Genomic DNA, 12,320 nt, shown 5'->3' with positions numbered 1-12,320 from the left:
TGGATTCATGCGTGTACTAACCCTCGCCGTTCTGGCCTGCCTTGCTTTGGCCGGATGCTCCGTCGGGGCCCAGACAACCGGGCCGGTTGCCGCGCCGAATCCGATGGCGGCCAACGAAGCGAGTCCCGCCGACTGGTCGCTCGGAACGCCCGTTCCCGACGAGGTCGACGACAGCGAGATGGGCACGGAGTTCGACAGTCGCACCGACATCGTGGGAGCAACGGCCACGATGTTCGAATCGTGGTCCGAGGTCGACGATCACACGGTGGCCGTCCACTTCGTGACCGGCACTCCGGAGTGCTACGGCGCGTACGCAACCGTCGAAGAGACCGATACGACGGTGATCGTCACTCTACGAACCGGGGCACTGCCCGAGGCCGCGGACAAGATGTGCATTCTCGTTGCCGTGTTCGGCAGCTTGGATGTCCCGCTGAGCCGACCGCTCGGCGATCGTCACGTCATCAACGGCTAGCCGCGCCTAAACGGCACAAGATCACCGATCGAACACTCCGTTTCGTCAGGTGTGGCGTGCGTCTCCTCAGGACAGACTGAAAACCGACACCCGTTCACTCGCTCGTCGGCAGCTTTTCGACTCGAGCGGTGCTCAACATGAAGGAGCTCGCAAGTGCCTACTCTCCAGAGAGACGTTGCAATCGTCGGCGCCGGCCCCTCTGGCCTGGCAGCTGCAACCGCGCTGCGCAAGGCCGGCTTGTCCGTCGCCGTGATCGAAGCACGTGACCGTGTCGGCGGCCGCACGTGGACCGACACGATCGACGGCGCAGTCCTGGAAATCGGCGGCCAGTGGGTCTCCCCGGACCAGACCGCGCTGATCTCCTTGCTCGACGAGCTCGGCCTCACGACGTTCGAGCGCTACCGAGAGGGCGAATCCGTCTACATCTCGTCAGCGGGTGAGCGGACGCAGTACACGGGCGACTCCTTCCCCACGAACGAAACCACGAAGAAGGAGATGGACCGTCTCATCGACGAGATGGACGATCTCGCAGCGCAGATCGGCGCGGAGGAGCCGTGGGCACACCCCCTCGCCCGCGATCTCGACACCGTCTCGTTCAAGCAGTGGCTGATCAACCAGTCCGACGACGCCGAGGCCCGCGACAACATCGGCCTTTTCATCGCCGGCGGCATGCTCACCAAGCCCGCCCACTCGTTCTCCGCTCTGCAGGCAGTCCTGATGGCCGCCTCCGCAGGTTCGTTCTCCCACCTCGTCGACGAGGACTTCATCCTCGACAAGCGAGTTGTCGGCGGAATGCAGCAGGTATCCATCCGCATGGCCGAGGCGCTCGGTGACGACGTCTTCCTCAACGCGCCCGTCCGTACGGTGCAGTGGAACGAATCCGGCGCAACGGTGTTGGCGGACGGCGACGTTCGCGTCGAGGCAAGCCGGGTCATCTTGGCTGTACCGCCCAACCTCTACTCCCGGATCTCCTACGATCCCCCGCTGCCGCGCCGTCAGCACCAGATGCACCAACACCAGTCCCTCGGCCTCGTCATCAAGGTGCACGCGGTGTACGAGACGCCTTTCTGGCGCGAAGCCGGCCTCTCCGGCACCGGCTTCGGCGCGTCCGAGGTAGTGCAGGAGGTGTACGACAACACCAACCACGAGGACGATCGCGGCACCCTGGTCGCTTTCGTCTCCGACGAGAAGGCCGACGCGATGTTCGAGCTTTCCGTCGAGGAGCGTAAGGCCACGATTCTGGCCTCACTCGCCCGCTACCTGGGCCCGAAAGCCGAAGAGCCGGTTGTGTACTACGAATCCGACTGGGGCTCGGAGGAATGGACCCGCGGTGCGTACGCGGCGAGCTTCGACCTCGGTGGCCTGCACCGATACGGCGCGGATTCCCGCACGCCCGTCGGCCCGATCCACTTCTCGTGCTCCGACATCGCGGCCGAGGGGTACCAGCACGTCGACGGTGCCGTCCGGATGGGGCAGCGAACCGCCGCCGACATCATCGCCCGCAACAAGGCCTGACGGCCGCTTTGCCAAGTCTCGATCATTGCCCGGCAGTCACGACTGCCGGGCAATGATCGAGAGCAGCAGCTCCGCACGAACTCTCGCAACTTCGAGCCGACAGTCGATCAGGCTCTCCACCTTCGCCATTCGGCTTCGCAGCGTGTGTCGGTGAACGCCCATCGTGATGGCTGCCGCTTCCCAGTGCCCGTTGGCCTCGAGGAACGACCGCAACGACGCCAGCAGTTCGGTGCCGTTGTCACGGTCGTAATCCTCGATCGGAGTGATCATCGTTTCCGCCAGTGTGTTGAGCACTTCACGGGTGGAATCGAAAGACAGCAGCACACTTCCGGTCAGCGCCGCGAATTCCAAAGGCTCACCACCGATTTCCGCCGCAGACGCACACAGCTGGGACTGTTCGACGGCGACCGCAAGGGCCGCGACCACGCGTCTCGCGCTCAGGCCGACGCGAAGTGAGCGTAGATCCGACCTCGATACCCCGCTCAGTAGCTCTCGGGCGAACGCGACATCGTCGGTTCCTCGCAGCAGCACCGTGACGCGAGTGTCGTTGATCCGCGAGAACAACTGCCGCCCTGCCTTGTTCATGAATTCGGCAATCTCGACTGCGACGCGTCCCGCGACATCGGACGTGTCGGCAAGAACTGTCAGGCCACGGATCATTCCCTCGCCGTCGGCGGCCTGACGGATCTGTTGCCACGCCGGCGCCGGGTCGCGGTCTTCGGTGAGCAGCAGTCCGAGGGCATGCGAATTCAACTGATCCTGAGTGGCACGCAGGCGCGCAGGTTTCTCGAAGTCCAACGCCAACAACGAGTTCGCGTGACCGAGAAGTATCTGATCGACGTAACTGAGCGCAGACGAACTGATGACCGCCAGGTATCCGTACGGCGTTCGCCCGACGCTGATCTGCTGCACGGCGATGGACGCGCCGGAACGTGCAAGCGTCACGCTGCTGGACGCGCCACCCCCGAGAGTTGCTCGCAATTCCTCGATCACGTCGTCCGTCGGCAGTTGAGGTGAGCTCTCGAGAACCCGTCCGGCGGCGTCGAGCAGGAGTACCGTCGCCGAAGTCGCGATCGCCAGTTCACGCACGGTCGCAGCAGTCCCACCGGAAATGACTGCGCGCGTCATCCGCGGTTGCGCTCGTGACGCCCGAAGGACAGCTTCGTACTCCTGCTCTGCCAACCGGCTCATCACGCGCTTGACGACGGCTGCGAAAGGCGTCGGCAGCGGCACCTCGATCAGCGGCAGTCCGATCTCGTCGGCAACCGCCACCAGATCGGCCGGAACCTCGGGGTACGAGAGTCCGGTCCCGAACCCCACCGCCGCCACACCCGCTGCGTCGAGCATCCGGAGATAACGGCCGCGCTTTTGCTGAGTGGACGGCAATCGAATGCCGGTGGTGAGGATGAATTCGCCGCCGGTCAACCATCGGAACGGGTCGAGCAACTCCGTGGCGTGCGCAAATGTGATTTCGCGACCGACACCCTGCGCCCCACCTTTGAGCTCCAGCGCGAGGTCCGGCTGCGCCAACATCCACCGCACAGCGATCGTCATGCGCTGGACTGTACAACTCGGCGCGTTGGTGATCAAAGATTTCACCTTTTTGGCAGCTGTCTTTACCTGTGAGTCAGCGCACACTTGCTCACACACGCCCCACAAAGTGCGAGTTCCGTGCTGATCACCTCGGCCGGAACTCGTTCGACCTCGAGAGGAACCGGTACCGATGTCGATCGTCGTACTCGAGAACTACATCAACGGTGAATTCGTCGCCTCAGCCGCGACGGAAACGCTCGACCTGATCAACCCCGTGGACGAGAGTGTGGTCGGGCGTACGCCGGTCTCCACCAAGGAAGACGTCGACGCCGCCGTCGAAGCGGCGCAGCGCGCCTTCGAGACCTGGGGCAAGACGACTCCGAGCGTGCGCCAGGCCGCACTCCTCAAGCTCGCCGACGCCATCGAAGCGCACAGCGACGAAATCGTCGCGGCCGAAAGCGCCAACACCGGCCAGGCCCACCAGATGATCGCCGACGAAGAGGTCAAGGTCGGAGCCGATCAGATGCGGTTCTTCGCCGGCGCCGCACGCCTCCTCGAGGGCAAGGCTGCCGGAGAGTACATGGAGGGTTTCACCTCGTACGTCCGCCGTGAGCCGATCGGCGTCGTCGGTCAGGTCACTCCCTGGAACTACCCGTTCATGATGGCGCTGTGGAAGATCGGGCCCGCGCTCGCAGCCGGCAACACGATCGTCCTCAAGCCCAGCGACACCACACCGGGCAGCACGCTGGTCTTGGCGAAGCTCTCGAAGGGCATCCTGCCGGACGGTGTGTTGAACGTCGTGCTCGGCAACGGCGGAACCGGCGCGACGTTGGTGGAGAACCCGGCCCTCGGTCTCGTCTCCATCACAGGGTCGGTACGGGCAGGCATCGCAGTCGCGGTGTCCGCGGCGCAGCAACTCAAGCGCGCACACCTCGAATTGGGCGGCAAAGCCCCGGCCATCGTCTTCGGCGACGTCGACATCGAGAAGACCGCCACCGGCATCGCCGAGGCAGCGTTCTTCAATGGTGGTCAAGACTGCACCGCGGCCACCCGCGTGATCGTTCACGAATCCATCCACGATCAGCTTGTCGAAGCTCTCGTGCGTAACGCCGAAAAGCTGCGACCCGGAGCGCCTTCCGATCCTGACGCCTTCTACGGCCCGCTCAACAACATCAACCACTTCAACGCCGTGAGCGACAAGATCGCGAACCTGCCGGCGTCGGCCAAGATCGTTGCCGGCGGAAAGCGTTCGGGCGAAACCGGATTCTTCTTCGAGCCGACCGTCATCACCGGCGCCGCGCAATCGGACGACATCGTGCAGGAAGAGACTTTCGGTCCTATCCTCACAGTCCAGAGCTTCTCCGACGAGAAGGAGGCGATCACGCTTGCCAACGACGTTCGGTTCGGCCTGGCCTCGAGCATCTGGACCAAGGATCACGGTGTCACGCAACGCGTCTCCGCTGCTCTCGACTTCGGTGCGGTGTGGATCAACTGCCACATCCCGCTCGTCGCCGAGATGCCGCACGGCGGCTTCAAGTACTCCGGTTACGGCAAGGATCTCTCGGCCTACGGAGTCGAGGACTACACCCGCCTCAAGCACGTCATGAGTTCGCACGACTGAGTCGCCGCCCCTCCTGCTGTGCGCCTTTATTAACCCCCCGCGGTTAATAAAGGCGCACAGCAGATTCCTCCAATCCGGAAAAGAGCCACCATGCGCCTTATCGTCGGATACCTCGCCACACCCAGTGGTAAAGACGGGCTGGTCCTCGGGGCCCAGCTCGCGCGCAGTCTCGGCGCGCAACTCGACATTTGCATGGTCCTCCCACCGGATCGGACACTGCCGGCCAAGGTTCCCTCGGAAGCCGGCTACGACGACATCCTCGCCGCACGTGCACACGACTGGCTCGCCGAAGCGAAAGCCTCGGTGCCCGAGGACATCCAGGTGGAAGTACACCTGAGCTTCCACGAGTCGTTCGCTCAGGGCCTGCTCGACGAGGTGGACCGACTGAACGCGCTGGCGATCGTCGTGGGCGCTTCCGGCGACGGTCTGCTCGGCCGTCACGCGATAGGTTCGGTCTCGACCGAACTGCTGCACTCAGCCCACGTCCCGGTAGCACTGGCGCCTCGCGGAACGCGGCACTCGTCGGCTACCGCAATACGAGAAGTCACCTGTGCACTCGGCACCCGCGTCGGCGCCGACATCGTCTTGAACACCGCCGTACGCGCCAGCGAACTGATGCAGGTTCCGCTGCGACTGGTGTCTCTCGTGGCGCTCGACCCCCAGAACGATCTGCGCGATCATCGCGACACCGCCGAGTCGGCCAGGGAGCGTGCACGAAATCACGCTCAGGACACACTCGACGTCGCAAGAGCCGCGCTCCCCGCGGAGTTCCCCATCGAGGTCATCATCGCCGACGGGTCCACCGTGGAATCGGCAGTGCGTCAACTGGACTGGCAGGACGGCGATCTCGTGATGGTCGGTTCAAGTCGCCTCGCCCAGCCCCGCAAACTTTTCCTGGGTTCCACCGCCGCCAAGATGCTGCGCGTGTTGCCCGTTCCCATGGTCGTAGTGCCCAAGCACGAATTCACCCAGCCGGAGGCACTGTCATGACCAGCACCGAACTGAGTTCCAAAGGCCTCGCTACCGGCAAGATCGGCATGATCTCCGGCGCAGTCCTCGGAATCTCCTCCGTGGCACCGGGTTACACCCTGACGGCCAGCATCGGATTGATCGTCGCTGCGGTCGGTCTCAAGATGCCCGCCATCTTCATCGCCGGCTTCATCCCGATGTTCCTCACCGCATACGCGTACCGCGAACTGAACTCCGACACTCCAGACTGCGGGGCGTCATTCACGTGGTCCACCAAGGCATTCGGACCGTACGTCGGCTGGATGTGCGGCTGGGGCATGGTGATCGCCACCATCATCGTGCTCTCGAACCTCGCGGCCATTGCCGTCGACTTCTTCTATCTGTTCATAGCGCGGGTGGTCGACAATCCCTCGATCGCCGATCTACCGGGCAACAAATTCGTCAACGTCGGCACCACCCTGGTGTTCATCGCCTTGGCCACCTGGATTGCCAGTCGAGGAATCACCACCAGCGAGCGCGTGCAGTTCGCGCTCGTCGGTTTCCAGATGGTGTTGCTCGTCGTCTTCGCCGTCGTTGCACTGGTTCACGTCGGCGCCGGCGATGCCCCGGCCGGATTGTCCTTCGATCTGAGTTGGTTCAACCCGTTCAGCGGACTCGCCATCGGTGCATTCGTCATCGGACTCACCGGATCGATCTTCGCATTCTGGGGCTGGGATACCTGTCTCACGCTGGGCGAGGAGTCGAAGAACCCCAAGAAAACTCCGGGCCGCGCCGGTTTGCTCTGTGTCGCAACCATTCTCCTGACCTACCTGCTGGTCGCCGTCGCCGCGATGATGTACGCCGGCGTCGGCGAGGAAGGCCTCGGCCTCGGCAATCCCGACAACTCCGAGAACGTCTTCGGCGCCCTCGCCGACCCGGTCCTGGGCAACTGGGGTGGAATGCTCCTGTTCCTCGCCGTCTTCGTCTCCTCCGTCGCCAGCCTGCAGACCACGTTCCTGCCCGCTGCACGAACCATGCTCGCCATGGGCGCGTACGGAGCCTTCCCCAAGAAACTCGCCGAGGTCTCCCCTCGCTTCCTGGTGCCGTCGTACGCCACAGTCGTGGCCGGCGCGGTGACCGCCGTGTTCTACAGCGTTGTCACGTTCCTGTCCGAAAGTGCACTGCTCGACACGATCGCTGCACTCGGCATCATGATCTGCTGGTACTACGGCATCACGGCATTCGCGTGCGTGTGGTACTTCCGCAAAACGCTTTTCGAGAGCTTACGAAACTTCGTCTTCCGGCTCGCGTTCCCACTCATCGGTGGCCTCATGCTGCTTGCGGTGTTCGTCATTTCGGTCCAAGAGAGCATGAATCCGGACAACGCCAGCGGAGCATCCATCGGCGGGATCGGCCTGGTCTTCTTCCTCGGGTTCGGAATCCTCATCCTCGGCGCGGTCCTGATGATGGTCATGCGAGTGCGCAATCCCGAGTTCTTCGAGGGCAAGACCCTCAACCGCGACACGGAGGCACTGCGCGACGAGAACGACCTCAGCGTGTCCTAGGAGGCAGTTTCGGGAGCCTGCGCGATCAGGCCCGCCATCAGCACGCGCAAGCCGAATTCGAAGGCAGCGTCGGCACGTTCGGGATTCTTCCCGGACGTTGCCAACGCCGCCTTCATCGCGTCGTTGGCCTCGGGCCCCGACGCCCACTGAACGTCCGGCGCCGCCAGATCCAAGGCCGAACCGAGAACAAAACTGTCGACGGTCGTGATCGCGTGCAGTGTTTCGGCCGGGTCGAAGCCACCATCGGCAAATGCCTGCGCCAATGCGTTGTACAGGGTGAAAGCCACACCGGCCTGCACGGTCTGCGCAGTGAAGAGCGGAATCAGACGAGGATGCGCGGCGTAGCTTCGCCGGTACTCGGCTGCCAGCGCCGCGACGGTCTCACTCCAGGTCCCCGAGGCCGACTTCACGTCGATTCCTGCCATCAGTTGAGCCCTCATCAGTTCGACGATCTCAGCCCGTCCGGAAACGTGGTTGTAGAGCGACGACGGTCGAACCTTCAGCCTTGCGGCGAGTCCCGGCATGGTGAAGTCGCCGGATTCGTCCACCGACTCGATCGCTGCCTCGGTGATGATCTCCGGTGAGAGCAGTCGTTGCGGTGGCCGCGGCATATGTCCTCCTGTAGTGATCCACACCGTTCGGGCGCAGCAAAAAACAATTCCTCGAAAGTCCTTGATCAATCAGCGCTCACCCACCATACTTAACGAATCACATTCGTTTTACGTTGAACGTCGAATACCCGAGCACCGAGGAAACCCCATGCTGACGATCACCGCCCTCACTCCACCCGAGTCCCTGGCCGCGACTTCGCCCTCCACGTCTGCCCCACTGCGAGTAGGTCTCGTCCAACATCGCTGGCACGCAGACCAGAACGACCTCCGCGCCGAACTGAGTGAGGGCATCGCATCCGCAGCGAAGCTGGGAGCGGCCGTGGTGTTCCTTCCGGAGTTGACGCTCAGCCGCTACCCCGCCTCCACCCCTGCCGGGGACAATCCCGGACGCGAAGCCGAAGACCTGCTCACCGGACCCACTCTCACCTTCGCTGCCAAGGCCGCCGCCGAGAACCAGGTCCTCGTTCATGCATCGCTGTACGAGCGCAGCGAAGCCGAGGACGGACTGGGATTCAACACCGCGATCCTCGTCTCCCCAGGAGGGGAGCTTCTCGCTCGTACCCGCAAGCTCCACATTCCGGTGACGGCCGGGTACTACGAGGACACCTACTTCCGGGGTGGTCCGTCCGAGAACCCATACCCCGTTCACGAGGCGCTCGGCGCCAAGTTCGGACTCCCGACGTGCTGGGACGAGTGGTTTCCCGAGGTCGCACGTGCGTACTCCCTCGCCGGTGCACAGGTTCTGGTGTACCCGACGGCGATCGGTTCGGAGCCTGATCACCCGAACTTCGACACCCAGCCACTGTGGCAGCAGGTGATCGTCGGAAACGGGATCGCGAACGGCACGTTCATGGTTGTCCCCAATCGCCACGGCAGTGAAGGCCTCATCACCTTCTACGGTTCCTCCTTCATCTCGGACCCGTACGGACGCATCCTCGTTCAGGCTCCCCGCGACGAATCAGCCGTGCTGGTCGCCGATCTCGACCTGCAACACCGTGAAGACTGGCTGGCACTGTTCCCATTCCTGGCAACGCGTCGTCCGGACACCTACTCGACTCTGACCGCGCCGGTGAACACTGCGGGAGCCAAGCGATGACCTGGCGCATGCCCGCGGAAAGCGAACCGCACGAACGTACCTGGATGGCCTACCCCAGCGCCGGATACTCCCTCGGGGACACCGCGGAAGAACAACACGAAGCTCGCTCGACGTGGGCCGCAGTTGCACACGCCGTCGCCGAATTCGAGCCCGTCACCGTCGTCGTCGATCCCGCCGAGGTCGAAGAAGCGCGAAAGTACCTGTCCGAGAAGGTAGACATCGTCGAGGCACCCCTCAATGACGCATGGATGCGCGACATCGGGCCGACGTTCGTCTTGTCCGACGAGGGCCGTCTCGGCGGAGTCGACTGGGTGTTCAACGGGTGGGGCGCACAGGATTGGGCGCAGTGGGACAAGGACTCGAAGATCGGCAGATTTGTCGTCGAGCAGTCCGGGGCCCAATTGATCGACTCACCAATCGTCAACGAGGGCGGCGGCATTCAGGTCGACGGCCTCGGCACTGTGCTGGTCACCGAAACCGTGCAACTCGATCCGGGACGAAACCCCGAACTGACGAAGGCGGACATCGAGGCCGAACTCGCCCGCACCATCGGAGCCAAGCATGTTATCTGGCTTCCCCGCGGATTGACCCGCGATCAGGAGACCTACGGAACGCGCGGACACGTCGACATCGTCGCGGCAATCTCCTCCCCCGGAGTGGTACTCGTCCATGACCAACGCAATCCGGTGCACCCCGACTACGCCGTCAGCAAGACGATCATCGAGTTGTTCGAACGCTCGACCGACGTCGGCGGCCGGCCGTGGAAGGTCATCCGGGTACCTGCGCCCGAGATCCTGCGCGACGACGAGGGATTCGTCGACTACAGCTACATCAACCATCTTGTGGTGAATCGGGGAGTGATCGCCTGCAGCTTCGACGATCCTGCCGATGCCGAAGCGGCCCGGATCCTGTCAGCCGCTTACCCCGGGCGCACCGTCGTCACCGTCGACGCGAGGCCACTGTTCGAACGTGGCGGCGGCATCCACTGCATCACCCAGCACCAGCCCGCTGAACAGAACTAACGTCGACCTCGCATGTAGTCACTCACCACGGCGGCGCCGAGGCCGTCCAGGTCCGGCGCGATGACGCGTCCACCCACACGGTGCGCCATCCGGTCGACCACCCTGGCCAGGCCTGGATCGTCACCGAGGCGGAAGAACGTGACCTTGGCGCCAAGCCTGGCCACCGCGTCGAGTGCGCGAACCGTCAAACCGAGGGTTCGTGCACTCGGCGGGTAGTCGAACCTGGCTTCTCCGTCGGCTTCGAGATGAGCCGTCGGTTCACCATCGGTGACGATCAGTACCACCGGCTGTGCGTTGGAGTGGCGTCGAAGGTGTCTGGCCGCCAACAAGAGCGCATGGTGGAGGTTGGTTCCCTGGTCCCACGCGCCGTCCAAACCGGCGAGCTCAGACGGAGTCAGTACGTGCGCGTGGCGTCCGAAGGCGATCAACTGCAGCTCGTCGCTACGAAACCGAGTACTCACCAGATGATTGAGCGCCAGTGCGGTGCGCTTCATCGGAACCCAGCGATCCTCCATGACCATCGAGAACGACGTGTCCACCAGCAGAGCCACGGCAGCCTGACTACGTTGTTCGGTTTCGGCCACCTCGACATCGACGACGCTCAGCCGCACCGGCATTCGGCCCGGGTCACGCAGGACGGCGTTGGTGATCGTTCTCGTGACGTCCCACGGTTCCGTGTCCCCGAATTCCCATTCGCGGGACGCTCCGGTCGGTTCACCCATCGCACCGGCCCGACGCGTGTCGCGTTGACCGGTTCGCGACGACAGTTGCCCGGCGACATCGCGTAGAGCAGTCTGTCCGAGCTGCCGCATGGCCTTGGGCGACAGGCGCCATTGACCGTCCGGTGCGCGATCGAAGAAACCCTGCTCCTGCAAAGCCTTTTCGAGGTCGGCGAGGGTGCGGGCGTCAGCAGCGGCTTCGTCGCCGAGTTGCCGCGCGAGCAGTTCGGGGTCGATGTCGTCGAGTGCTGCGCCTGCATACTGCTGCGATAGTTGGTCCGCCAACGATTCCAGCTCGGCAATGTCCTGCAGTGCGCCGGTTCCCTCACCCAAACCCATCCCGTTGTCGCCGCGGAACTGTTGCGAGCCTTCCCAGTCCTCACCCGGCCGAGCTGCCTGAAGGTACTGGTCGAGTTGCCCCAGTTCACTCATCAGGCTCGGATCCCCGAAAGCCTGCTGCGCCAAAGCATCCAACTCGTCACGCTGCTCCTGCGAGAGCGAGTTCCGTAATCGTTGTGCGGCCGCTGCGCGCTGCGCCAACGAATCCAGAAGTTCCTCGACGTTGCGGGGGTTGTCCGGGAAATACTGCCCGTGCTTGTCCATGAACTCTGCGAACTGCTCCGGAGTGTCGACGCCCCGAGAGTGCGCGTCGAGCAGTTGATTCAGATCTGCCAGCATCTGACGAATCTGCTCGCGATCCTCGTCCGTGGCGCCTTCGAGTGCCTGCTTCATGCCTGAGAATCGCTGATCGAGGACTTCGCGTCCGAGCAGATCACGGATCTTCTCGTAATCCGCGCGAGCCTGTTCGCTGCGCCAGTTGTAGTCGGCCAGATCTTGCACGGCCTGAGCTGTCGACGGCGGTAACTCCTCGATCCGCATTTCGTTGAATCGTGCGTCGTCGTCGAGAGCACGTGCCAGTTCCTTGCGCTCTTCGAGCACCGCCTTGTCGAGAAGCTTACGAACCTCGTCGAGAGTTCCGTCGAGGTTGTTGCGACGCAGCAACTCACGTCGACGCCGGTTCGCCTGGGCGGCAAGGTCGTCGAGCCCGCGCATGTCACGATTCCCTCGCCGCAGCAGCTCCCGCAGGGCATGGCGCGGCGACGTGCCGGACAGGACGTCGTCGCCGATTGCTGCCAGGGCCTCGCGCAGATCTACCGGAGGCGCCAGCGGATCGGGACCGCCGTCGTAAGGCCCGTACCGCGGATTGTGAATCATCAC

The 12,320-nt window shown here is 63.7% G+C and carries 10 protein-coding genes; 7 read left to right on the top strand and 3 right to left on the bottom strand.

Annotated features, from left to right (window positions below):
- The first annotated feature begins 7 nt into the window (after positions 1–7).
- Entirely contained in the window at positions 8–472 is a 465-nt protein-coding gene (locus tag ACFWEM_RS08155) for a hypothetical protein (protein ID WP_317827301.1), read from the top strand.
- A 153-nt stretch (positions 473–625) separates the two neighbouring features.
- On the top strand, positions 626–1,987 hold the full coding sequence (locus tag ACFWEM_RS08150; RefSeq protein ID WP_378532634.1) for a flavin monoamine oxidase family protein: 1,362 nt from the start codon (positions 626–628) through the stop codon (positions 1,985–1,987).
- 36 nt (positions 1,988–2,023) lie between these two features.
- On the opposite strand, the gene ACFWEM_RS08145 is transcribed toward ACFWEM_RS08150, so the two are convergent.
- Positions 2,024–3,541 (bottom strand): PucR family transcriptional regulator, encoded by a 1,518-nt coding sequence (locus ACFWEM_RS08145; RefSeq protein ID WP_378532632.1) that lies wholly within the window; start codon positions 3,539–3,541, stop codon positions 2,024–2,026.
- Positions 3,542–3,710: 169 nt separating this feature from the next.
- On the opposite strand from ACFWEM_RS08145, the gene ACFWEM_RS08140 reads away from it, so the two are divergent.
- The 3 genes from ACFWEM_RS08140 (at position 3,711) to ACFWEM_RS08130 (ending at position 7,654) form a co-directional block, all read left to right on the top strand.
- Positions 3,711–5,141: a gamma-aminobutyraldehyde dehydrogenase gene (locus tag ACFWEM_RS08140; RefSeq protein ID WP_378532630.1), complete on the top strand. Its 1,431-nt coding sequence runs from the start codon at positions 3,711–3,713 to the stop codon at positions 5,139–5,141.
- Between the two features lie 90 nt (positions 5,142–5,231).
- A complete protein-coding gene (locus ACFWEM_RS08135) occupies positions 5,232–6,131 on the top strand; it encodes a universal stress protein (RefSeq protein WP_378532628.1) in 900 nt (299 codons plus the stop codon).
- The gene (locus ACFWEM_RS08130; RefSeq protein WP_378532626.1) at positions 6,128–7,654 is read left to right on the top strand and encodes an APC family permease; all 1,527 of its coding nucleotides are present in this window, start codon (positions 6,128–6,130) and stop codon (positions 7,652–7,654) included. Before ACFWEM_RS08135 ends, ACFWEM_RS08130 begins: the two co-directional genes overlap by 4 nt.
- Here the strand turns inward: ACFWEM_RS08130 and ACFWEM_RS08125 are convergent.
- Positions 7,651–8,265 (bottom strand): TetR/AcrR family transcriptional regulator C-terminal domain-containing protein, encoded by a 615-nt coding sequence (locus tag ACFWEM_RS08125; RefSeq protein ID WP_378532624.1) that lies wholly within the window; start codon positions 8,263–8,265, stop codon positions 7,651–7,653. The genes ACFWEM_RS08130 and ACFWEM_RS08125 overlap by 4 nt on opposite strands.
- A gap of 148 nt (positions 8,266–8,413) precedes the next feature.
- On the opposite strand from ACFWEM_RS08125, the gene ACFWEM_RS08120 reads away from it, so the two are divergent.
- Entirely contained in the window at positions 8,414–9,361 is a 948-nt protein-coding gene (locus ACFWEM_RS08120) for a nitrilase-related carbon-nitrogen hydrolase (protein WP_378532622.1), read from the top strand.
- On the top strand, positions 9,358–10,383 hold the full coding sequence (locus tag ACFWEM_RS08115) for an agmatine/peptidylarginine deiminase (protein WP_378532620.1): 1,026 nt from the start codon (positions 9,358–9,360) through the stop codon (positions 10,381–10,383). The genes ACFWEM_RS08120 and ACFWEM_RS08115 overlap by 4 nt, the downstream gene beginning before the upstream one ends.
- On the opposite strand, the gene ACFWEM_RS08110 is transcribed toward ACFWEM_RS08115, so the two are convergent.
- Positions 10,380–12,317 (bottom strand): VWA domain-containing protein, encoded by a 1,938-nt coding sequence (locus ACFWEM_RS08110; protein WP_378532619.1) that lies wholly within the window; start codon positions 12,315–12,317, stop codon positions 10,380–10,382. The genes ACFWEM_RS08115 and ACFWEM_RS08110 overlap by 4 nt on opposite strands.
- Between the last annotated feature and the right edge of the window lie 3 nt (positions 12,318–12,320).

Origin of the sequence: Rhodococcus sp. NPDC060176 (genome assembly GCF_042728675.1) — a bacterium.
In the GTDB taxonomy this organism is placed as follows: domain Bacteria; phylum Actinomycetota; class Actinomycetes; order Mycobacteriales; family Mycobacteriaceae; genus Rhodococcus_F.
Note: the sequence above shows the minus strand (reverse complement) of the source record. Positions and strands in the feature narration are given on the sequence as shown.

Coding starts and splice junctions, on each gene's coding strand:
- ACFWEM_RS08155 (WP_317827301.1), top strand. CDS start 8: ATGCGTGTACTAACCCTCGCCGTTCTGGCCTGCCTTGCTTTGGCCGGA.
- ACFWEM_RS08145 (WP_378532632.1), bottom strand. CDS start 3,541: ATGACGATCGCTGTGCGGTGGATGTTGGCGCAGCCGGACCTCGCGCTG.
- ACFWEM_RS08140 (WP_378532630.1), top strand. CDS start 3,711: ATGTCGATCGTCGTACTCGAGAACTACATCAACGGTGAATTCGTCGCC.
- ACFWEM_RS08135 (WP_378532628.1), top strand. CDS start 5,232: ATGCGCCTTATCGTCGGATACCTCGCCACACCCAGTGGTAAAGACGGG.
- ACFWEM_RS08130 (WP_378532626.1), top strand. CDS start 6,128: ATGACCAGCACCGAACTGAGTTCCAAAGGCCTCGCTACCGGCAAGATC.
- ACFWEM_RS08125 (WP_378532624.1), bottom strand. CDS start 8,265: ATGCCGCGGCCACCGCAACGACTGCTCTCACCGGAGATCATCACCGAG.
- ACFWEM_RS08120 (WP_378532622.1), top strand. CDS start 8,414: ATGCTGACGATCACCGCCCTCACTCCACCCGAGTCCCTGGCCGCGACT.
- ACFWEM_RS08115 (WP_378532620.1), top strand. CDS start 9,358: ATGACCTGGCGCATGCCCGCGGAAAGCGAACCGCACGAACGTACCTGG.
- ACFWEM_RS08110 (WP_378532619.1), bottom strand. CDS start 12,317: ATGATTCACAATCCGCGGTACGGGCCTTACGACGGCGGTCCCGATCCG.